Raw genomic sequence first — 21,117 nt, 5'->3', positions numbered from 1 at the left:
TTCCAAGCGCCCACGGCGCGGCATGGCCACGCCGCGAGCTCCAATTCCGGGCAGGGGTTAGGCCGCTTGCTTGTTCTCAACTTGCTGGTGGTCACCACCTGTGCTGATCGCAATCTGGCGGGGTTTCATGGCTTCCGGAACCTCCCGCGCCAGATCGATCTTGAGCATGCCGTTCTCGAACGAGGCGCCCTTCACCTGCACGTATTCGGCCAGATTGAACTGCCGCCGGAACGGGCGTGAAGAGATGCCCTGATAGAGATACTGGTTCCCGGCCTTCTCAGCCTTGCGGCCTTCGATGGTCAGCACGTTCTGCTCCGCCGTGATGGAGACCTCGTCGGGCGTGAAGCCCGCAAGAGCCAGGGAGATTTGATAATGGTCCTCCCCGACGCGTTCGATGTCGTAGGGGGGATAGTTGTCCCCGCCGGTCCATTGGCCGGAGTCCTCGAGAAGGTCGAACAGACGATCGAAGCCAACGGTCGATCGCCACAGGGGAGCAAGATCAAGCGTGGTCATAGCCATATCCTCCATTGAGCAACATGGTTCTGGGCGCTTCGGACACCTGCCTGGCGCCCGCTGACCGGGCCCTGTCTCAGGCGCCCGGGTGATACCGCGCGATGGCTCGCGCTTTCACTCATCAAATTAGAAGCGAGCTCCGCCGTTTCAAGTCCCGTCGATATCTTGCGAAAACGGCAATGCCGCACCCATCTTCTTCGGCGGGTCCGGCTGAGACAAGAGGCTTCCATCATCCTGCTGCGCCTCGGCCGGTTCCGCTAAGCACACCGATTCAGCGAGAGTGACCATGGCAGCAATCCCTGAGGACGTCGTCGAAACGGCGCTTCTGGATTCATTTCCAGCGAGTGATCCGCCTTGCTTTGCCGCCCTCGGCGTCAACATCGGCTCTCCCGATCGATCAAGTGCTTGGCGAGCGCGACCAGGCCGCCGCTCCACGCGAGCGACCCCGGAACGACCGGCTCCTTCCGAGGTTCATAGCGCTGCCGCGGGCCGACGTGGTCATGTGACAAAGCCGGCCGGATCTCTCGCTTGAAAAATACACCCGACTGGACGAACGGAGGACCGAATGAAGATCGCGCAGATTGCCCCGCTATTCGAGAGTGTACCGCCCCGGCTTTATGGCGGGACCGAGCGGGTCGTGCACTACCTGACGGAAGAGCTGGTCAGACAAGGGCACAAGGTCACTCTGTTTGCGAGCGGGGATTCGATCACATCGGCCGAACTCGTCCCCTGCACGACCCAGGCCCTCCGGCTCGATCCGGATGTCAGTAATTCGATTCCGCACCAGATGCTGCTGCTGGACAAGGTCCGCGAGCGCGCAGAGGAGTTCGACGTGCTTCATTTCCACGTCGACTACTTGCACTTCCCACTGTTCCGAACCCCGGCCGGACGGACCTTAACGACTCTGCATGGACGCCAGGACCTGCCCGACCACATGCCGTTCTACGCCCATTTCCCCGAGATGCCCCTGGTCTCGATCTCCAACGCCCAACGCGCGCCGCTGCCGCGGGCCAATTTCGTTGCCACCGTCTACCACGGACTACCGCTCGATCTGCACAAACCAACTCTCCAACGGGCCGGCGGCTATCTAGCCTTCCTCGGACGAATTTCCCCGGAGAAGCGACCTGACCGCGCGATCGAAATTGCGCGAGCAGCAGGACTTCCGCTGAAGATTGCCGCGAAGGTCGACAATGCCGACGAGGCCTACTTCCGTGGCACCATCGCGCCGCTGCTCGACGGTCCAGGGGTGGACTTCATCGGCGAGATCAACGAGGGCGAAAAGACCGAATTTCTTGGCAACGCGACAGCGCTATTGTTTCCGATCGATTGGCCGGAGCCCTTCGGCCTGGTCATGATCGAGGCCATGGCCTGCGGCACGCCGGTCCTGGCGTTCCGCGGCGGATCGGTCGCCGAGATCGTTGAGGACGGGATCACCGGACGCATCGTCGAGAGCGTCGAGGAGGCCGTGCAAGCCATGCCGTCTCTTCTGGCGCTGGACCGCAAGGCCGTGCGCGCCCGATTCGAGGAGCGCTTCTCCGCCACCCGTATGGCTGCCGAATACGTCAAGCTTTACCAGAAGCAGCTGCGAAAGCGCCCTGCATCCGAGCGTCACCTGCAGAGCCTCGCGGGACATTCAATCGCAAGATTGCATGCTCAGGCGGAAACTGGGTTTCAAAATGAAGCCAATTGAGGAGGCCCAATACGGGACATAACCATGACGCCCCTCGATGTCTCGGAGGCCAGTACATCCGGCCCTGCGTCTGGCACGTTGGACAACAGCACGGCATGGGCGAGTTGCCTGGACGGCGATCGGGACGCCTTCCAGGTTTTGGTCAGCGCTCACTTGGCTGAGCTGTTCGCTGCCGCTGAGCGGGACCTCCGATATCACGTCGCCCTCGGCGATCTACGCGACGGCGATTTGTCTGCCGAGGAACTCGTTGGCGAGACCCTGCTGCGGGCATGGCGAGACCGCCGAACCCGTCCGCAAGCCCTCGGACTTCGTGCATGGCTGCTCGGGCTCCAGTTCCGCGTGCTGATCCGCATCGTCCGGCAGGAGCAACTGTTACGACGTCTCGTTTCGGTTTCGCTGGAGTCGCGTGCTCCGGAGCCGCCGATCTACGACGATGACGAAGGCTTCTATGAATGGTTTCAACCGGACGAGGTGGTGCGCTGGGAGGACGTTTTTGGTGCTGAGTCCGATCTCGAGCCCGCCACGGGAGTATTCGACCAGAACATTCCTGGTCTGTCGCCCATCGCTCGCCAGGTGCTGGTGATGCGTCATGTCCACCGCCTCAGCTTTACCGAAATTGCAGTTGGCTTGCGAATTTCGCGGGAGAACCTGTCTCAGCTCTGGCGAGAGGGGCAAGCCCGCTTGGCTGAACTGATGAGGAGGACTGCAAATGAAGGCTCTCAGCCTCGCCATTGACGCGCATCATGCTCTCACTCCCGAGTTGCGGGACCGAATCGTCCAGAACGTTCGCACACGGATGCAAGAGCGCTCCTATCGCTTACTATCCCCCGAGCATTTCCGCGCTCTCGTTGCGCTCGACACGGCCGGCCCTCCCGTCGTCAGCCTCTATCTACAGCTGACCCCGGAACGGCGCGTGGCAAGCGGCTGGCGGTCCGCGCTATCAGCCCTCAGCCACCGGATCTCTCGGACGACTGATCAGGCCACTCGGGCCAGCGTCAATGCCGACATCGAGGATATCCAAGGCGCGTTGGATCACCAATTGCCCGAACTTGGCCGTGGCGCTGCATTCTTCGCTTGCCGCGAACGTGGGATCTGGCGGCAGATCGCCCTGCCGATTCCACTGCCGGACAGTATCCAGATTGGACCCCGGCCATACCTGCGACCTTTATTACGCACGTGGGGCCGCAGCGACCGCATGCTACTTGCGCTTCTGTCGCGGGAGCAGAGCCGCTTTTTCGTCAGCCATCTCGGCACCATTGAAGAGATCTACCGCGTCAAGGGGCAGCGCATTCGGGGCATGCTGACGGATCGTGTCCCGCGCGACCGCCGCGATGCGCTGGCGATCCAACTCATGAAGGACGAGGCAAAGGCCTTGGCTTCGATGGCTGAGATCATCGGCCGAGAGTTCGAAACGTCCCACATCCTTCTGTGCGCGCCTCCCGACATGAGCGCGGCTTTCCGCGGTCATCTGTCGAAGGAGTCTCTCTCCCGCCTTACGGCGTTCGAGACCAGCGTGCATGCGTCGTCCGCCGAAATCGGTGCTGCGGCCGCCGCGATACAAGATCAGCTCAAAGCCCAAGAGGAGCGCGAGCTTATCGACCGGTTGCGCGAGGCGAATCCTGTGGCGGTCTCAACGGGAACACAGGAGACCTTAGACTGTCTGAGCGAGGGACGGGTTCTCACCTTAGTCATTGACGATAGCTACGCTGCTGCTGGCACGCAATGCCGGCACTGCGGGAGTTTGTTCGAAGACGCACGGCTGTCCAAGTGTCCGGTTTGCGGCGAGGCCGATCTCGATGCGGTCGATGACCTCGTTGAGGCGGCGCTCCAGCAGGCACTTGAGCGCAGAGCGCAGATCGCCTTCGTCCGTGATCCGGCATGCCGCTCAGCCCTTTCCGACAAGGCGCCGCTGCAGGCCTTGCTGCGATACTGAAGGAGGCGGCCTTCGGGCCGCCCGGATCAGTGTCGACCACTTGCGTCCGAACGACGCGAAAACCAGATATTTGGTGCGCGCTCGACCCAATCGCAGGCTGCCCGGGCCGCCACGAAGGCGCCAAGGCGGAAAAGGCCGTGCCGTCCCCGACTGCCTGCGATCGGGCCGAAAGTCTCTGTCCTCCATGGCATCCTGGACGACTTTCATGAACATCCAGGATAGAAACACACCCAACCTACTCAATTGCTCTCCTTTCAACTCGCCCGCACATCGGCTCGATGTGCTTGACGAGATCGTCTCTCTCGAATGGTTTTCGAAGATCTTATAGTTGCTGGTCAAGCAAGGAACCGGCCTTCGCGGGCTCACGTTTAGAACCAGATCAGAGGAGTTCTAGTTATGGCGGCAGGCACCCTCTTACCACCGAGAATCGTCTCGCGTGAAGAATGGCTTTCCGCGCGCAAGGCACTTTTCGCCGAAGAGAAGGAGATTACGCACAAACTCGACGAACTCAGAAAAAAGCGCCGCCAGTTGCCTTGGGTTAAAATTGAGAAGCCCTACGTCTTCAATGGACCGGATGGCAAGTGCACGCTTGCCGATCTGTTCGCTGGTCGCGGCCAACTCTCCGTCTATCATTTCATGCTGACCCCCGGCTCCGATCACGTTTGCAAAGGGTGCTCGTTCGTCGCCGATCATTTCGACGCCGCGCGGAAGCACTTCGACGATGCCGACCTGTCATTTGCCGTGATTTCACGCGCACCAATCGAGCAAATCGAGCAAGTGAAACGCGCTTTAGGCTGGTCCTTTCCGTGGGTGTCATCCTATGGCAGTGACTTCAACTATGATTTCGGGGTGTCATTTAAAAAGGAGGATTTGGCCGCTGGCACAGCGAAGTTCAACTACGACACGATCCCGCTCAAGAGCAGCGAAGATATGATGGGTGCCAGCATATTCGTCAAAAGCGAGACCGGCGAGATCTTCCACACCTATTCGGCGTATTCCCGTGGAATTGAAAATCTGATGGGTGCCTTCATGTGGCTCGACCTCACGCCCAACGGCCGGCATCAGTTCGACGACGGTCACAGCCGACTTAGCGAGGATGGCCGGGACGTCCGGACAATCGGGCGATCGCGCGGCGCGGTGCCTGGCTGTCATTGAAAGTTTCCAGCCACCTCACCGGCCGACACGCTGCGGAGATTGCCGACTACGATCCCTGCGGAGACGTCCGCTCCGGCCCGCGGTCGCCGCAGCCAGCTTCATCGCCACCTCGGCCTCGCTCATGGTCGCTGTCCATAGTGCGATCAAAGCCGCAGATGACGCACCGGAATTGGGTCAGCTCTCCTATCCGCATGTCTTGAGGATGCCAAGCGAAAGGGGCGATCATTTCGATCGTGAATTCTGTGCTCGGGGCAGAAGAGTTCTATGAGGACAATTGTTGGCTCGGGCTCGACCACCAAGCGAGGAGTGATCATTCCGACATCACGGATGCAGCGTGTGGCTCGCAAATGGCGAAAGTCGACCGAAGAAATCGCGAAGCACGTCGCAAAAATAGGTAGCGTGTTCTAAATCGGCAAGCTCTCGCATGGCGCGCAAAAATCGGTAGTCAAACTGGTGGCAGAAGCGATGCAGGCCGCGGCTTTGCGGTGATCGTTATCGAAGTGAAAGCTAGCGCGAGGTCAACCCATGAGACTTCCTAAGACATCGCGAGCACGTAGGGTGCGTTACGGGGAATCAACACGCGCTAGGGCTGCTCGCGCTCGCCGACATAGCTGATCAGCTCTTCCTTAGGCACAGCGGGCGAAAAAGTCTGTCAGCCCGCCCACCGAGGCCGACAACGGCGTCCCTGGAAAAAAAATTGCGCAGGCGTGTCACATCACCCCCACCCACGTCGTCAGTATTTTGACGGATGAGACGGGTCGCAGTTGTGACAGCAGTCGAAAGAAGACTCTTTGGTGAGATGTTCTCAAGGGGGCGGAACTGGTTTGCAGGAGCGGTCCCCCTTGTTGCTATCGATCAGGCCATCGAAGTCGGCTTGAAATGAGTGTTCGCTGAGGTGCGAGAATGATAGACGGTCGTGTGACCATCACTCTAGAAGCGAGTGTTGCTGACGTGCGCCTGAATCGTCCCGAAAAGATGAATGCTCTGGATCCCCCAATGTTCAAGGCATTTGCGGAGGCGGGTGAGCGGCTCAGGGGTCACACGGGAGTTCGGGCAGTCGTTTTATCCGGCGAAGGCTGCGCCTTCTGCGCTGGCCTGGATGTCGAACGGCTCGATGCAATCTCGCGAGGCGAAAGTCTGCTGCCTTTTGCGGATTTGACTCAAGCTTCCCACGGCATTGCCAATTGGGCTCAACATGTCGTCTGGTTATGGCGGCAGCTTCCCGTGCCGGTGATAGCGGCGGTTCATGGCTTGGCCTTCGGTGGCGGCTTTCAGATCGCCCTCGGTGCGGACATTCGCTACGTCGCCCCGGGAACCAAACTGGCAGTGCTTGAGTCGAAATGGGGCCTCGTACCGGACATGTCGGGCACGCAGCTGATGCGTCACCTTGCTGCGGAAGATGTCGTCAGGGAGCTGACCTACACCGGGCGGATCTTCAGTGCCGAGGAGGCTCTTTCTCACAGGCTGGTGACGCGTGTGGTCGACGATCCACATGCAGAAGCGATGAAGACCGCGCATGAGATCGCCGCCAGGAGTCCGTCCGCGATTCGCGCCGTGAAGCGGCTCTTGAACGAAGCCATTGCCTGTGATGCGGGTGTGGGTCTTGCGAGCGAGAGACGGGAGCAACACGCCCTGATCGGTTCCCCAGATCACATCGAGGCTGTCGCAGCGAACGTGGCGGGCCGGGGAGCGAAATTTGCAGATCCTGAAGCTGTGGTCGCGCCGCACGATGCTCCACTAGGTCAATAGATCACGCAACGCGGCCGTGCCCGGAATCGGCGACCTGATCGCTTCGCCGCCGGATTCGCCGAAGCACGTCGCAGTGGCGATAGGCGGCGCTGTTGAAGCCAGGTCCGGGAAGAGGCGACAGTCATGGAATCGACAAATCAAGGGCGCCGTCGTCCATCACAGAGACGGAGATGCAGAAGTTCGAGGCCTCGACGCGCTGCTTGCGTCACCGAAGCGCAGCAGCGGTAGCGGACCTCGAAGTTAGTGAGGCCATCGAATTCGGCGCGCCGACCTACATGGGAGCCTCGGCGGATGCATTGGGTCAATCTGGGGCGCCCGTCTGCCAACGCCTCCTCGAAGGGATCGGATGAGCAGCAGAACCCGGCTTGGCATTTGTCTCGGAGCAAGAGCCCCCAACTCAACGTGGACCAAGGCGCGCAGATCTTGCTCCGTCCCGGTCGGACCTGCACACGGCGTTCCTTGGCGTGGAGTCACCGAAGCGGCCCGCCAATTAAGGAAAGATCGGTCATCGGAGTGGCTGGATTCAAGCGGTCGTTGGCGAACGGGAATGATCCACACCAACGGCATCTCATGGAAATAAACATAGAAGGGCACGTGGTCGCGAATGTCCGGAACGAGGCGCCGATGAGAGGTCAACGGATGGTCGCGACGGCGGTGGTGGCGATGAGAACAACATTAACGAGCGCTCCGGAAACGTAGAGAATGGTTCTGATGTTGCCGCCTTTGGCTGCCTTGCCGCCGCGCAAATAGACCACGACGTGGATCAAACGAATTGCGACATAGACCCATACGAGCGTTGCAAGCGCACCGGCGCTAACTCGCACCATCATGGCCAAGACTGATGCGACGACAAATGGCGGCAGCGCCTCCACCGCATTCATGTGGACGCGATCAATCCGGTACAGCAAGTTGTCGTCATCGGCCGGCAGAACAGGTCCGGAGAGTGCGCCCGCTCTTCCTTTGGATGATCCTGAATGGATCGCCAGCAGAATAGACAAAAGGCAGAGGACAAGCACTCCGATAACACTAAACGAGTAAGCTGCCATACGGGGGCTCCGCGGTTTACGACAGAAACGCATGAGGTACACGGGCGAGCAATCTGCGTGGTTTAGATTGAGTGGCCAACCTGACCGCCCCGACGACTTCGCGCACGCCTCTCTCCAACCCTGGCCATAACGTTCGAGGTGAATATGTCCGAGTTCTAACTGCCGCCGGCTTGGCGTTTCGGATGAGCCGCGACAAATATTTGACTGCTGTCACAGCTGCGACCTGTCTCACCATCCGTCAAAACACTGACGAGGCGGTGGCGGTGATGTGACACGCCTACGCATTTTTTTTATGAGGTTGGCGAACCTGAGAAGTACGCTCTCTCAGCTCCCCTGGAGACCGAGGACACAGGGGCGTCTCTCAAGGCGAAAGTCTGCTGCCTTTTGCGGACTTAACTCAAGCTTCCCACGGCATCGCCAATTGGGCTCAACATGTCGTCTGGTTATGGGGGCTTCGCGTGCCGGTGATAGCGGTGGTTGCAATCGTGCTTCGCTGGCGACGTTGGCAAATGAAGGTGCTGCCGGAAAGGTCGAACCGGGGCTGGCAATCCGCACGAGCTCGGAACGTTTTGCAAGGCAGCATTGTTTCTTTGCAACCAATGCACATGTCACGATCCACGCCCGTCTGTCGTCTCTATCATGAGACAGTCGAGGAGGTCGCCAAGTGACACCACGCATCAATCTTGCAATCCCGAATGAGGGCATTGAGGCCATGCGCGTCGCCGATCGATGGGCGGCGGGCCATCTTAATTCAAAGCTTCTCGCACTGGTCAAGGTGAGAGCTTCGCAATTAAACGGGTGCAATTTCTGTCTGCACATGCACAGCGGCGAGGCGTTCAAGCACGGCGAAAGTCCTACCCGGCTGCTCCTATTGGACGCCTGGCGCGAGTCGGCGCTGTTCTCAGATCGGGAGCGGGTGGCGCTAGCGTGGACCGAAAGTTTGACGCGGATTGCGGAAACCCATGCCCCGGATGAAGTGTTTGAAGAACTGCAGCGGCGCTTCTCGCAGGATGAGATCATCGCGCTCTCCGTTGCGATCGCGCTCATCAATGGCTTCAATCGCCTTGCCATAGGAGCTCGCGCCGAACATCCGGGCGAACGCCAGGCCAGCTGACTTTCAGCTTAGCCGCTTTCTCGGAGGTGTACCATGAGGGATGCCTTACAGGACCACAGATTGCCCGCAGAGAGCGGGTACAGGGCCGCAGACCAGTTTGAAAGACACCGCCGCTATCTGACCGGCCTGGCGTATCGCATGCTTGGCTCGCTGACCGAAGCCGAGGATGCCGTGCAGGAGGCCTACCTTCGATGGCATGGAACGGACAAGGCGAGAGTCGAATCGCCACGAGCGTTCCTTGCCAAGGTCGTCACCCGCATCTGTCTTGATCAGATGAAATCCGCCCGCGTTAAGCGGGAAACCTATGTCGGCCCATGGTTGCCAGAGCCTGTGCTGGATGCCGAGAGTTTGGCCGCGGAGACGGCAAGCGACTATGCAACCGATCTGTCCGTCGGATTGATGTTGGCCCTGGAACGGCTTTCTCCCCTCGAGCGGGCAGCCTTCCTGTTGCATGACGTCTTTGATGTCGAATTCGAGGAAGTGGCGCGCCTGCTCGGACGCAATGTGGCAACTTGCCGCCAATTGGCGGCGCGGGCGCGGGCCCATATCCGAGACTCGCGACCGCGGTTTCAGGTTCAACCTGACAAAGGGAATAAGATTCTCCAGGCCTTCATGACAGCCTATCGAACCGGCAATGTCGACGGCCTGGCGAGCGTCCTCTCCGAGGACGCGGTGTTGTACACCGACGGCGGCGGCAAACGGCGAGCCGCTCTCAACCCAATCGTCGGACGCGCCAGGATTCTCGCGCTTCTCGCGGGGCTGGCGCGCAAGCGCGCGGAGCCTGTCGTCGAGCTGCGGCCGGCGATAATCAACGGGCTCCACGGATGCGTGGCAACTCTCGCAAATGGAGAACTCTTTACCATCGCTATCGAGATTGCCAGCGACAAGATCGACATGGTTTATGTCGTTCGTAATCCAGACAAGCTGAAGCATGTCTTCGACCAGGCGCTCGCTGGCGGTCTCGGATCAGGGCTCTCCGATGCTTGAGCACGCTGCTGGCCAAAAGCGATATTGGGCCGACGTACTGCGAATTGCCACTGTCGTCTCCGTCGCAATCTACCTCGTCCCGGAAGGCGCCCACTTCTTTGAGATGTTCAACAAATCGAGGATGTCATCGGTCGACTACATGACGATGCAAAGGGCCTATGATGGTTGGGCGTTCTTCGGCATCGCGATCGTCATCGCGGTCGGCTGCACGCTCGGCCATGCGATCGCAATGTGGGACATTCCCGTCGCGCGCTGGCTTTCGCTGGGGGCGCTTGGCTTGCTCATTGGTACCCAGGTCATTTTCTGGTGCTTCATCTATCCGATGAACGCTCTCACACGGAATTGGACAGAGATGCCGGCAAATCTCGGCCTAGTTCGGCAGCAGTGGGAATATGCGCATGCCGTGAGTGCGGCGCTGACATTGTTGGCGTTGGTGCTGGTGCTCTGCGCAGTCCTGTCCGGTGTCCGCGGGAACGACCAAGCTTCGAGGAAAGTCTGACAGATGCAAGATCGATGGTCCTCACAGCAGATCCAGATCGGCTACATGCCCTCGCAATCCCTTGTCATCACGGCGGCGTTGGGGACAGCTGCGTTTATCAGCTTGGCCATCCTCGGGTGGGGTGGGCTGCGCCCGTTCTTTGCTCATGCACCACTGACGGCGCTGACAGTGGTTACGGTCGTGCTGACGGTTGCAGCCATGTTTACCGCCGGAAATCTGAGCTCGGGCGTTCGTGAGGATCGGTCGAACCGCTGGGTTCTGGCCGCCTTCGCGGCTCTCGGCATTCTCATCGGCTGGCTACCGGCTTTCACGGACCGATTAGACTGGGGGACGATTGACGGCGACACAACGCGCTGGTGCGGCGTCGTTGTTTACACGACGGGCGGAGTGCTGAGGCTCTGGCCCGTATTCGTACTTGGCAATCGCTTCAGTGGACTTGTCGCGATTCAGCCAGAACATCGCCTCGTTACCACCGGGCCGTATCGCCGGATACGTCATCCGAGTTATCTCGGCATGCTCCTATGTGTCCTCGGCTGGGCCCTTGCCTTCCGCTCAATGGCGGGCGTTTTGTTGGCAGCCGCGACAATCATGCCGGTGGTCGGGCGGATGAATGCCGAAGAAGCACTGCTGATCGACGCGTTTGGCGAGCAGTACCGTAGTTATCGAGCCCGCACGGCTCGTCTCTTGCCTGGCATTTATTGACGGAGCTCGGTGCAGTGACCACGACATCAACGAAAAGGAGTGCATCATGGAGTTAGTGTCCCCCGATCGCGTCCTGAGGCTTGATCCTGTTTTCGGATCCATGGGGCTTGAGGCCGCCCGTGGCATCTGGTCGCCGTCACAGCTCTCGATGCGCGAAAAGACCTGTCTGCTTCTTGCGGGAGATATTGCGGTGCGCGAGCTTGGTCTGCCATTCGAGCTGCATGTCGCCATGGCCTTAAGCAAGGCCGATATGTCCGTTGAAGACCTGCGCGAGCTTTTGCGTCATGTCGCGCCAGCGGCCGGTCTTAATCCAACCTCGCGGGCGTTCGAGCGACTGGCAGTCGTCGTTGCAGAGCTCGGCCACAACCCCGACAGCCATGCAGCACGCGCTCCGTCGCCTCATCCGGCAACGCCGTATCCGGCACATGCTCTTCGAGTTCTCCGATCCGTCGATCCCAAGCTTGCCTCGGCTATCGAACGACAATCGTCTGAGCTTTGGGCACGACCTAGCCTTGGCCACCGCGAGCGACTGTTTGCTAGTTTAACTATCGATGTCGTGAGCGGAACTCTCGGACAGGTTTTTGCTGCGCATGCGTGCATGGCCCTTCAGGCAGGCATCACCGTGGCCGAGATGCACGAGGCTTTGCGTGTGCTCGCCGAATACTCGACGGTGAGGGCGTGGGAAGCGGCGATTGCTCTTGAAAGCGTTTTGCGATTCGCTCCGGTTTCTCACGGCGGCGCCTTGGCGGCTCACGGAGAGGCGAGGTATGAGCCTCGCATGGTGGAGAGCAACGTAGAGGTGGAAAAATACGAGAGGTCCGTCCTCAACGAGACGGACGCGAGCGGCCTTGCCATCGTCGAAACGCGCCTGGTGGAAAAGTTTGTCGGCGGCATCGCCGGCGAAGGGAGGGCCACGCATCTGAGGCTCGAACGTCCCGACGGCACGGGCACTCTAATCTGCTACGAGCGCATTGCCGGCTCAATCGGGATCCTGACGGGATCATTCCTGCTCAAGGCCGAGGGAGCCATGGAAGCGGGCTCGGTCGTCCGCGGCCGTTGGGAGATCGTGGACAGTTCAGGAACAGGAGAACTCGAAGGACTGAACGGCTACGCAGAGTTCTCGGCTGAGAAGGACGAGAGGTCCCCCACGGGATGGCGTGCCAGCACGTCCTTGACGTACTGGCTCGAGGCCCCGCCCACGTCTTGATACTCCGGCGAGACAACGATGCTCCAATCGATAGCGGACAGGATCTGGCTAGCGGACGGGCCGGACGTAAGCTTCCACGGCTTTCCGTATCCCACCCGAATGGTAACCGTCAGACTATCGGGTGGTGGCCTCTGGGTCTGGTCGCCGATCGACCTCAACGAAGAGCTGCGCGCGGTCCTGGCCTGCCTCGGTCCCGTGCAGCATATCGTCAGCCCGAACAAGCTTCACCACCTCTTCCTGTCGCAGTGGCAGGAATGCTTCCCGCAAGCACATCTTTGGGGCCCAGCGTCAACGATCGGCAAGCGACCCGACCTGATCTTTGAACCTGAGCTGACTGATGAGCCGCCGGCCGCCTGGAGCCGTGACATCGATCAAGCCTGGTTTCGCGGCTCGCCGTTGCTGGACGAGGTCGCATTCTTCCATAGAGCATCCGGCACGGCGATTTTCGGCGACCTCGTTCAGGCCTTTGACGAGGATTACCTCAGGATGAAATGGAAGCCCTGGCAACGATATCTAGCGCGGCTGTTGGGCATCACTGCACTTAGCGGTGCTCGTGCGCCGCTCGATGTCCGTCTATCGTTTCTCGACCGTCGGTCGGCGTGCAAGGCGCGTGAGAAGGTGCTGAACTGGCGGCCAGAGGTTGTCGTGATGGCGCACGGGCAGTGGCAGCGGCACGGCGGATCTACGTTCCTCGCGCAGTCACTTTCGTGGATGGGTTGAAGGCGATGTCGCCACCCGCACTGCCGCCCGTCGCGCGCAAATGACCGCGACCGCCGCTATTGCAAGCATGAAGAATGCTTTCAGGATGCAGTGGCTAATAAATGAGGCCGCCTCGATTGGCGGCCTCTTTATGGCTGTGATCTGCGTGGCTGGATTTCGGCTTTGAAATCATCCGCAACCTATCGCGACCCGTCGATCGCGTATCGTTTGACGATGTCGATGGTCGAACTCGCAAGCAGAGCTTCAGCCCCACCGTCGGCTGGTGGATAGATTAGCTTCGTATTGATTTTTCGCTTCAATGCCTTGCCTTCAGCGCCGGTCAACTCAACTCGTCGATCCCAACCCTGGGTCCTGACGGCGCCCCATCGACCGAGGTCCAGACAGGTGACATAGTTCAATTGAGAATACGGCACAGCAGGCATCCCAAGCAGGTCCCGCGCGGCGTTCTCGCCGGCAACGCGCCCGATCTGCAAGGCGTGCTGGCAAGATTGCAGAGCCCGATGCCCATCTCCAGTGTCGGCTGCCGCAGCATCGCCGGCAACGAAGACGCCCGGCGCGGCGGGGGCCCTGAGCTCCGCGTCGACGATGACCCGGCCGAGCTCATCTCGCTCGCCCGGAACCTTGGCTGCGAAAGACGAGGCTCTCATACCCGTCGCGAGCACGACGGCATCAGCGGAAAGCACGCTGCCATCCGCGAATCTCACAAGATTTGACGCAAGTCCTGTGATCGTCGCGTCAAGTCGGAGCTCGATGCGAGCAGACTGCAAAGCACGTTCGATCTCCGAACGCGGCCCAGGCCCAAGCTCGGGTCCGACCACGTTCGACCGGTCGATCAAGACGATCCGCAACCGTTCCGCTGCCTCCGCTGCGCCGTGCGCCACGAGTCGATCCCGCAGCTCGAGCGATAGTTCGATGCCTGTGAAGCCAGCGCCGACAACGGCGATAGTGGGTTCTCTCGTGTCGCTGGCGAGCTCCTTCAGGCGTCGATCGAAAGTGATCGCTTCCGTTTGGGTGTCGACTGAATAGGCCTCCGCGGCACCGGGCACCGGCGGACGACAGATGCGGCTGCCTGTGGCGACGATCAGGCGATCGTAAGTGAGGCGGGTGCCATCATCGAGCGATACGATCTTCCCGGTTGTGTCCAGCCCGGCTGCTTCCCCGCGGACGAAGTTCACATCGACTTTGTCCAGGTACGGAAGAACGTCGACCGCGAGAGTGTCTGGCCTGGCTTCGTACAGCCTCGGCCTTATCTCGAGCCGTGGCTCCCTTGAGACGACAGTGATATCCGCCGCCGATTTAGCAACGCGCCGGGCGGCGATCGCCGCCCAAAACCCGGCAAAGCCGCCGCCAATGACAAGAATATTCCTCGACATGCTCGCTCCTTTCCTGACCTCAGAAATCTCGTGCTATCAAGACAGGACGAAATGGACCGACTCCTTGTGACATTGCATCTGGGGAATCGACTCTGACCGTCTCGGCGCCACGGTCTGCTGATGCGTGAAGGCACGACACCGTCCATGGGCGGGAAAAAATGGATAAGAACCTGATTCGAACTCTCGGCGAGTAGGGCAGTGGGGGCTGCTGCCAGCGCAGATTTGCAAATTGGGTAATTGCGCGTGCATGTCACGGCGGAGGGCTTCAGGTCGTCTTGAGAAGAGCCAGCGGGACGACCGCTGCCGGCGATCGTGTCGCGGCGCGGAGTAAAGACCCGCGCTCGACGTCAAGACCAGCAGATTTTCTCGGCGAAGCGCTGAGCAGAAGCCCTCTCGGCGAACCGATCGTAACCAGCTCGTCAGTTCGGTCCCCGAGAGATTGTTCGCCAAAAGAGGAGCCGCGGATGACAAACAGCCAACCAATGAACCTGCAACAACTCGCTGCTGCAAACGCTGCCGCGAACTTCAACCGTCGTTTCGGGTTCGAAGTCGTTTCAGCTGCCGACGGAAATGCGGAGCTCCGAATGCCCTGGAGCGATGATGGCACACAATATGCCGGCCATCTTCATGCTGGGATGATCGCTGCGTTGCTCGACACGGCGTGCGGGTTTGCGGCCGCGACTCTCGTCGGGGCCGTGACTGCATCGCATTTCTCCATGAACTGTCTGAGGCCTGCAGTCGGTCGCGGTTTTGTCGCGACAGGCGTGACGGTTCGTGCCGGACGTAAGCAGATCTTTTCCAGGGCCGAGCTCTTTGCTGAGGATGATTCTGGCAACCGGTCGCTGGTTGCGACCGGCGAAACGCTTTTAATCGCGGTAGGCTAGTTACCACTGAGGTCAAGCGAGTCTCAACGCAGCTGCGGAGGCCGCTCAGTATAGTTCGTAGGCTGAAATCAAGACGCTGAGGGCAGATGAGAAATCGTCCGCCCGACCGAAACGAGAGCCAGTCCTAGCTCACCAGGCAATCTGTCGCCGGCTGTCGTTCTCGTCGAGGAATGAAGCAATGAAATCGCAACAAATTGGGCGAAACGAACGTGAACGGAAGCCGCTCTTCCAGGTGCATTCTCGCTGCCCTTGCCACAGTCCAGTGGTACACGCGTCAGACTAGGTGCAGATGTAAGCGACTGTTTTTGCTGCAGTTTTAATGAATCGGGCCCCAATCCTACTGCGAGCCCGAGAGCAGCGGCTGTTGGACGAACTCCTGGGCCGCCCCGGGGCATCTCGCCCCGTAGCTGGACGGCAGACGGCGCCACCTGCGTGCTGTGGCTCGATTGTACTAGTCGACCCCGAACCCGGTCCCGGTACGTTGCCCGGCGAGGGGCTGATGGGCGACGCGTACCAAGTGTATTCGAAGAGCGGTGGCGGTGGGGCGGTTGGTGTCGTGGTGGGCTCCACGAACGAGGCTCTTGCCAAGGCCCGCGAACTCGCCGAATCCGGTGGCGGCATCCTGATCAAGGACCTTTCCGGAAAGACGATCGATCCGGAGGCGGTCGCAGAGATCGCTGCGCGGGAATAGAGCCGCCGAACCGATGGGATACGCTCCAGGCGGCGCGCCGCCCTCTAGGCCGATCTCTTGGTCGCTTCCACCAGCGCCGCTTTCGCCACTTCGGTCCGACCGATGAGCGTCGTATTTCCCGCGACGGCGCTCTCCAGCATTCTCTCGGCGATCTGCCTTCTCAGATCATGATCGCCGCCGCATTGGCTGATCGATGGCACCTTGATTCGCCTCCGGAAAAACCGACGCCCTCAGTGCTCCGCCTTGGTCGACAACTGTACATTTTGGTGGTACAAGCCCTCCTCGAGGGAAGCAAGTAAGTCATTGATTTTGCTGATCTGTTTCGGAGTTGGTTCCAATCCGCCCCTGGGCACCATTTTCCACGCTTTTCCACGCTGAACTACGATTTGGTGGGAGGTCATTGCGTGAGAAGCCGGACCGCGGCGCCACGCTGCGCATTGCTGTATCCGCGCAAGACGATGGCAATTGACCAGTAATCCGAAGCCGCGATGGGAAAAATCGCGAGTGTTTCCTGAATAAGGGTACTCGATATTCGGAAATCGAAAGTGCGATGACGTCCTAAGCATCGTCCTCATCGGTTATCCGGTCGCTCTCCAGCCGACTCTCCATCTGGTCATACGACGTTTCGGCGATCCTGTCGTTATGCGCCTTGATGGGAGGTTGTCCCGAAGATGCTTATCGCCCTTGATGCTTTCGCAGCGCAGACTGCCAACGGCATTGATGGCTCCCTCATCCGATCCGCCGCGCGCTTCGATGCCGCATGTATGATGCTGGAAAAGGGACCGGCGGCTGAAGCCCGCAGCTTCCGATCACGCCTTCGATCGGGACCAGCTGAGGGTGAGCCCCCTGGCGCCACCCTTGTCCAACATCGCGGCAGCTTAGGCTGGGTGGAATCGGAATAGATCGAGAATCATCTGACGGCGAAACCGCTCCGGGAACGTTCGGACGGGCCTTGTCAGGAAACGACGTACGGCTGTCCTGATCCGCGGGATCTTGCTCGTTGTCCGGGGCACGACTCGTTGCGACATACGGATAAGCCCGTCCCCATCAATCGCCCCGAACGGTCGACGGCAATCATGACGCGCCGAGCGCAAGGAGGATGTGATGACCGCGAGCAGCATTGTTCCTCAAGCAAACGAAGAGCGAACTCATTCAACAATGATGGCCTGGCGCGTGCACGAGTTTGGGTCGCCAGAGGTCATGAAGTTCGAGCGCGTGCCGCGACCCGAGCCAGGTCCTGGCGAGGTCCTGGTCAAAGTTGCGGCCGCTGGAGTTGGCCCATGGGATGGCTGGATCAGATCCGGCAAGAGCGCTTTGCCGCAACCGCTTCCCCTCACTTTGGGCTCGGATCTATCCGGTGAAATCGTCGCGATGGGGCCCGGCGTTTCCGAACTACGTGTGGGAGATCAGGTTTATGGTGTTACGAATCCGCAGTTTATCGGTGCGTACGCCGAGTACGCTGTGGCTTCCGCAGGAATGGTCTCGAGCAAGCCAAGCTCGCTAAGCCATCTCGAAGCCGCGTCCGTTCCTGTCGTTGCCGTGACGGCATGGCAGGCGTTGTTTGATCGCGCCCAACTCAAAGCGGGTCAAACGGTGGTCATTCACGGTGCGGCCGGCAATGTCGGATCCTACGCAGTTCAACTGGCCCGTCACGCGGGTTTGCAAACCGTGGCGACCGCATCGATGGGCGATATTTCCGTCGCGGGCAACCTCGGCGCAAACACGGTGATCGACTATCGGACGCAGCGCTTCGAGGAAGAAGTTCAGAACGCGGACGCTGTGATTGATCTGGTCGGCGGCGAAACACAAAGCCGCTCGTTCCGAGTCCTTCGTCGCGGCGGCAAGCTGATCTCGGCAGTGTCCTGCCCGGATCGGGATCTTGCAAAGCGCTACGGTGTTGAAGCCGCCTTCTTTCTGGTCAACGTTACGAGCCAATACCTGACAGAGATCGCTCGCTTCATCGATGGTGGAAAACTACGAACAAACGTAGGGGCAGTCTTACCCCTCGCGGATGCGCGCGAGGCTCATTTGATGCTGGAACGCGTGCGGCCTCAGCCGAAAGGAAAGATCGTGCTCGACGTCGGAGCGAGTTGATCAGCACAATTTCGTAGTTGCGCGCGCAACGCACAACCAAGCCTCACAGTAACTCTTGAAGAGACGCAACCATGACAACCCCAAATCTCTCCAATGCTCTCGTCATTCCCGATTCCTTGCTTGCGAAAGAGGCGACAGACATCCTGCGCGAACATTCTACCGATCTGCTCTTCAATCACTCGATCCGCGTCTACCTGTTCGCGGCTGAGCAGGGTCGTCAGAGGAATCTGCGCTTCGATCGTGAACTCCTTTACGTCGCTGCCGCATTTCACGATCTCGGCCTGATCAAGAAGTTCTCGAGCTCAGACGAGCGCTTCGAGGTCGATGGCGCAAATGCGGCCCGACAGTTTCTTAACACCCACAACATCGCTGAAGATCAGGTGCAGACCGTCTGGGAAGCAATCGCGCTGCATACCACTCCCGGCATCCCGAAGTACATGGGTCCTGAAGTAGCGCTCCTCAATTCCGGTGTCCTTCTCGATGTCATTGGAGTGGGGTTCGAGCAATTTCCCGCGGAGCTGCGCGAGGAAATCGTCGCCAAGTACCCGCGCACCAATTTCAAAGAAGGCTTCATTGAGGAGTATTTCGCCGGTTTTGCGCACAAGCCAGCGACCACGTATGGCACCGTCAACGCCGCCGTTTGCGAACGTTTCATCCCGGGGTTCGAGAGTCCCAACGCCTGCGACCTGATCGCTGCTTCTCCCTTCTTGGATTCCCAGCACCAGGCTCACAATCATGACTAGAACCTATCTTGTGCTCCAGGAGCTCAACCCCGATCGCGCGCAAGCTACCGGCGCCGGCTCGCTGGCCTCTCTCATCTGGCTAACTCTCGGCGCTTCTGCCATCGGCACCGAGGGGTCCATGAGCGCCGGGCTTTTACCCGCCCTCGCGCGGGACCTGCACGTCGGTTTTCCCGCCGCCGGCCATCGGCCCTGCATCTTGGTTCCAGCTAGTTCGCGCGGGCTCGTTAGAAGAGGAGTGCTATGATGTCGATCAGTGGATTTTCCTATCGGATTGGCGCGCTGGCAAACCCTCGAGATATGACAGCAAAAGTAGTGAGGAGAGCAATGCGAGCTGCCTTCGCGCCGCTGATAGCGTTAGTGATCGCCTTGGGAGCTTCACCCGCGATCGCGCAGGAGCGGGAGGAGGTGAAAGTCGCGTTCGAGCACGCACTCCCGAATGTCGAAGGAAAGAAAATAGTTGCTGTGACGGTGAACTATCCTCCCGGAGGCAAATCGCTGGCTCATCAGCACGCAGCCTCGGCATTTATCTACGCCTATGTGTTATCCGGGGCCATCCGCAGCCAAGTCGGCAATGACCCCGCCAAGGTCTATCACGCAGGCGAAGGGTTTTACGAAATGCCCGGCTCACATCACACCATCAGCGAGAACGCCAGCGACAAGGAGCCCGCCAGCTTACTGGCAGTCTTCGTCGTCGATTCCAAGAACGGGCCCTTGACGACACCAGACAAGGGGCCGTGATCACGAAAATTGCGCGACGAGCTCGCCTGTGGCCGTGATGCTCAATTGAGGAGCTGCAGGGGCTACTGGTTGGCAGCTGCGCCTGCGAGCCAACCGGTAGACGTCTCGCTGTTGCTTCGCTGGTGCGCCAAGCCTTTTGCAGTCTCCGTAACTAGTTGCATAATGGGGCGCTAGACTGGAGAGACAGAGAGGTGCCGGTACAAGCTGTCGCAATCGTCGTCTGTGAGGGGGTCCAGGCGCTAGACGTGGCTGGGCCGATGGATGTGTTCAGTGAGGCGAACGCATTTCTCGGCAGCGCGGACCGCTATGAAACGGTATTGGTTGCTGCTCACCGCAATCCGCTGCGCGCGTCGAACGGCATACGCATGGTCGCCGACCTGACCTTCGAGGAGGCGGCGGGCGGCTTCGACATCGTTCTGGTGGCCGGCACTCCGACGCCACCGAAAGTGGAGCCCGAACCCTGCCTGCTTCAGTGGGTCAAGGAGCTGCCGTGGCGCTCCAGCGTCTATGGATCGATCTGCACAGGGGCTTTTGTGCTCGGCTATGCCGGCCTCCTCGACGATCGGCGAGTCACGACCCATTGGCAGGATGCACAGGCGCTGGCGGCAAGGTTTCCGAAGGCAAAAGTTGAACCGGATCTGATCTATGTCCGTGATGGACGGTTGATCACCGCGGCTGGTGTGACTGCGGGGATAGATTTGGGCCTGGCGCTCGTCGGGCAGCGGCATGGCGCGGAAACGGCGCTCAAGGTCGCCAAGCGGCTGGTTGTCGTTGCCCAGCGTCAGGGCGGGCAATCGCAGTTCAGTCCCTATCTCACGGCACCTGCCGATCCGGAATCGCCAATCGCACGCATCCAGGACCATGTCATGGCCAATATTGGGGATCGCCACACGTTGGAGTCGCTTGCCGCTGTGGCCGGCATGAGCGCCCGGAATCTGGCCCGGCATTTCGGGCAGGTGACCGGGACCACACCGCACGAATTCATCGAGCGCGCCCGTATAGATGCCGCGCGCATGATGCTGGAAGCAAGCGACCGACCGCTGAAGGCCATTGCCTTTGATTGCGGCTTCGGATCTGCGGATCGGATGAGGATTGTCTTCAGCACCCGCCTCGGCGTGACCCCTGTCCAATATCGCGCCAGCTTCCGGCGAGCAGAACCGGAATAGTTCGCGAGCTATCCGAGGACGAAACTGCGGGCTCCTACTGCCCTGAAGCTCCGAGCGGCCCTTTGTCAGGAAACGACGTACGGCTGTCCTGATCCGTCGCATCCCGGTTGTTG

Annotated in this window: 20 protein-coding genes; 17 read left to right on the top strand and 3 right to left on the bottom strand. The window is 60.1% G+C overall.

Going from position 1 to position 21,117, the window contains the following annotated elements; translation table 11 throughout:
* Positions 1 to 57: 57 nt before the first annotated feature.
* Entirely contained in the window at positions 58 to 513 is a 456-nt protein-coding gene (locus L6639_RS19640) for an Hsp20 family protein (protein ID WP_237863262.1), read from the bottom strand.
* A 565-nt stretch (positions 514 to 1,078) separates the two neighbouring features.
* Here L6639_RS19640 and L6639_RS19635 point away from each other — a divergent pair.
* The 5 genes from L6639_RS19635 to L6639_RS19615 all read left to right on the top strand — a co-directional run bounded on the left by L6639_RS19635 (position 1,079) and on the right by L6639_RS19615 (position 7,040).
* On the top strand, positions 1,079 to 2,203 hold the full coding sequence (locus L6639_RS19635; protein ID WP_237863261.1) for a glycosyltransferase family 4 protein: 1,125 nt from the start codon (positions 1,079 to 1,081) through the stop codon (positions 2,201 to 2,203).
* A gap of 24 nt (positions 2,204 to 2,227) precedes the next feature.
* On the top strand, positions 2,228 to 2,938 hold the full coding sequence (locus tag L6639_RS19630) for an RNA polymerase sigma factor (protein WP_237863260.1): 711 nt from the start codon (positions 2,228 to 2,230) through the stop codon (positions 2,936 to 2,938).
* Positions 2,913 to 4,136, top strand: a complete 1,224-nt coding sequence (locus L6639_RS19625) for a baeRF10 domain-containing protein (protein WP_237863259.1) — start codon at positions 2,913 to 2,915, stop codon at positions 4,134 to 4,136. The genes L6639_RS19630 and L6639_RS19625 overlap by 26 nt, the downstream gene beginning before the upstream one ends.
* A gap of 396 nt (positions 4,137 to 4,532) precedes the next feature.
* Positions 4,533 to 5,291 carry a DUF899 domain-containing protein gene (locus L6639_RS19620; protein ID WP_237863258.1) on the top strand — a complete coding sequence of 253 codons (759 nt, stop codon included), beginning with the start codon at positions 4,533 to 4,535 and terminating at the stop codon, positions 5,289 to 5,291.
* 906 nt (positions 5,292 to 6,197) lie between these two features.
* Positions 6,198 to 7,040 (top strand): crotonase/enoyl-CoA hydratase family protein, encoded by an 843-nt coding sequence (locus L6639_RS19615; protein WP_237863360.1) that lies wholly within the window; start codon positions 6,198 to 6,200, stop codon positions 7,038 to 7,040.
* A 632-nt stretch (positions 7,041 to 7,672) separates the two neighbouring features.
* Here the strand turns inward: L6639_RS19615 and L6639_RS19610 are convergent.
* A complete protein-coding gene (locus tag L6639_RS19610) occupies positions 7,673 to 8,086 on the bottom strand; it encodes an MAPEG family protein (RefSeq protein ID WP_237863257.1) in 414 nt (137 codons plus the stop codon).
* Between the two features lie 664 nt (positions 8,087 to 8,750).
* On the opposite strand from L6639_RS19610, the gene L6639_RS19605 reads away from it, so the two are divergent.
* From L6639_RS19605 to L6639_RS19580, 6 genes are read left to right on the top strand one after another with little or no spacing between them, the layout of a single operon-like run.
* Entirely contained in the window at positions 8,751 to 9,200 is a 450-nt protein-coding gene (locus L6639_RS19605) for a carboxymuconolactone decarboxylase family protein (RefSeq protein WP_237863256.1), read from the top strand.
* A 33-nt stretch (positions 9,201 to 9,233) separates the two neighbouring features.
* Positions 9,234 to 10,187 (top strand): sigma-70 family RNA polymerase sigma factor, encoded by a 954-nt coding sequence (locus tag L6639_RS19600; RefSeq protein ID WP_237863255.1) that lies wholly within the window; start codon positions 9,234 to 9,236, stop codon positions 10,185 to 10,187.
* Positions 10,180 to 10,686 carry a hypothetical protein gene (locus L6639_RS19595; RefSeq protein ID WP_237863254.1) on the top strand — a complete coding sequence of 169 codons (507 nt, stop codon included), beginning with the start codon at positions 10,180 to 10,182 and terminating at the stop codon, positions 10,684 to 10,686. The genes L6639_RS19600 and L6639_RS19595 overlap by 8 nt, the downstream gene beginning before the upstream one ends.
* A gap of 3 nt (positions 10,687 to 10,689) precedes the next feature.
* On the top strand, positions 10,690 to 11,388 hold the full coding sequence (locus tag L6639_RS19590) for a methyltransferase family protein (protein WP_237863253.1): 699 nt from the start codon (positions 10,690 to 10,692) through the stop codon (positions 11,386 to 11,388).
* Between the two features lie 46 nt (positions 11,389 to 11,434).
* The gene (locus L6639_RS19585) at positions 11,435 to 12,595 is read left to right on the top strand and encodes a DUF3224 domain-containing protein (protein WP_237863252.1); all 1,161 of its coding nucleotides are present in this window, start codon (positions 11,435 to 11,437) and stop codon (positions 12,593 to 12,595) included.
* A gap of 18 nt (positions 12,596 to 12,613) precedes the next feature.
* Positions 12,614 to 13,315 (top strand): DUF4336 domain-containing protein, encoded by a 702-nt coding sequence (locus L6639_RS19580; RefSeq protein ID WP_338076546.1) that lies wholly within the window; start codon positions 12,614 to 12,616, stop codon positions 13,313 to 13,315.
* 179 nt (positions 13,316 to 13,494) lie between these two features.
* Here L6639_RS19580 and L6639_RS19575 read toward each other — a convergent pair whose 3' ends face one another.
* Entirely contained in the window at positions 13,495 to 14,688 is a 1,194-nt protein-coding gene (locus L6639_RS19575) for an NAD(P)/FAD-dependent oxidoreductase (protein ID WP_237863251.1), read from the bottom strand.
* 464 nt (positions 14,689 to 15,152) lie between these two features.
* Between L6639_RS19575 and L6639_RS19570 the strand changes: the two genes are divergently transcribed.
* From L6639_RS19570 to L6639_RS19545, 6 genes are all read left to right on the top strand, one after another.
* Positions 15,153 to 15,572 (top strand): PaaI family thioesterase, encoded by a 420-nt coding sequence (locus L6639_RS19570; protein ID WP_237863250.1) that lies wholly within the window; start codon positions 15,153 to 15,155, stop codon positions 15,570 to 15,572.
* A gap of 499 nt (positions 15,573 to 16,071) precedes the next feature.
* The gene (locus L6639_RS19565) at positions 16,072 to 16,263 is read left to right on the top strand and encodes a hypothetical protein (protein WP_237863249.1); all 192 of its coding nucleotides are present in this window, start codon (positions 16,072 to 16,074) and stop codon (positions 16,261 to 16,263) included.
* 1,104 nt (positions 16,264 to 17,367) lie between these two features.
* Positions 17,368 to 18,357 carry an NADP-dependent oxidoreductase gene (locus tag L6639_RS19560; protein WP_237863248.1) on the top strand — a complete coding sequence of 330 codons (990 nt, stop codon included), beginning with the start codon at positions 17,368 to 17,370 and terminating at the stop codon, positions 18,355 to 18,357.
* Positions 18,358 to 18,428: 71 nt separating this feature from the next.
* Complete coding sequence (locus L6639_RS19555; RefSeq protein ID WP_237863247.1) at positions 18,429 to 19,100, top strand: HD domain-containing protein; 672 nt, start codon at positions 18,429 to 18,431, stop codon at positions 19,098 to 19,100.
* A gap of 324 nt (positions 19,101 to 19,424) precedes the next feature.
* On the top strand, positions 19,425 to 19,838 hold the full coding sequence (locus L6639_RS19550; RefSeq protein WP_237863358.1) for a cupin domain-containing protein: 414 nt from the start codon (positions 19,425 to 19,427) through the stop codon (positions 19,836 to 19,838).
* A 191-nt stretch (positions 19,839 to 20,029) separates the two neighbouring features.
* On the top strand, positions 20,030 to 21,004 hold the full coding sequence (locus tag L6639_RS19545; protein ID WP_237863246.1) for a GlxA family transcriptional regulator: 975 nt from the start codon (positions 20,030 to 20,032) through the stop codon (positions 21,002 to 21,004).
* Positions 21,005 to 21,117 lie beyond the last annotated feature (113 nt).

The sequence above is a fragment of the Bradyrhizobium zhengyangense genome (assembly GCF_022012555.1).
GTDB classification, from domain to species: domain Bacteria; phylum Pseudomonadota; class Alphaproteobacteria; order Rhizobiales; family Xanthobacteraceae; genus Bradyrhizobium; species Bradyrhizobium zhengyangense.
Note: the sequence above shows the minus strand (reverse complement) of the source record. Positions and strands in the feature narration are given on the sequence as shown.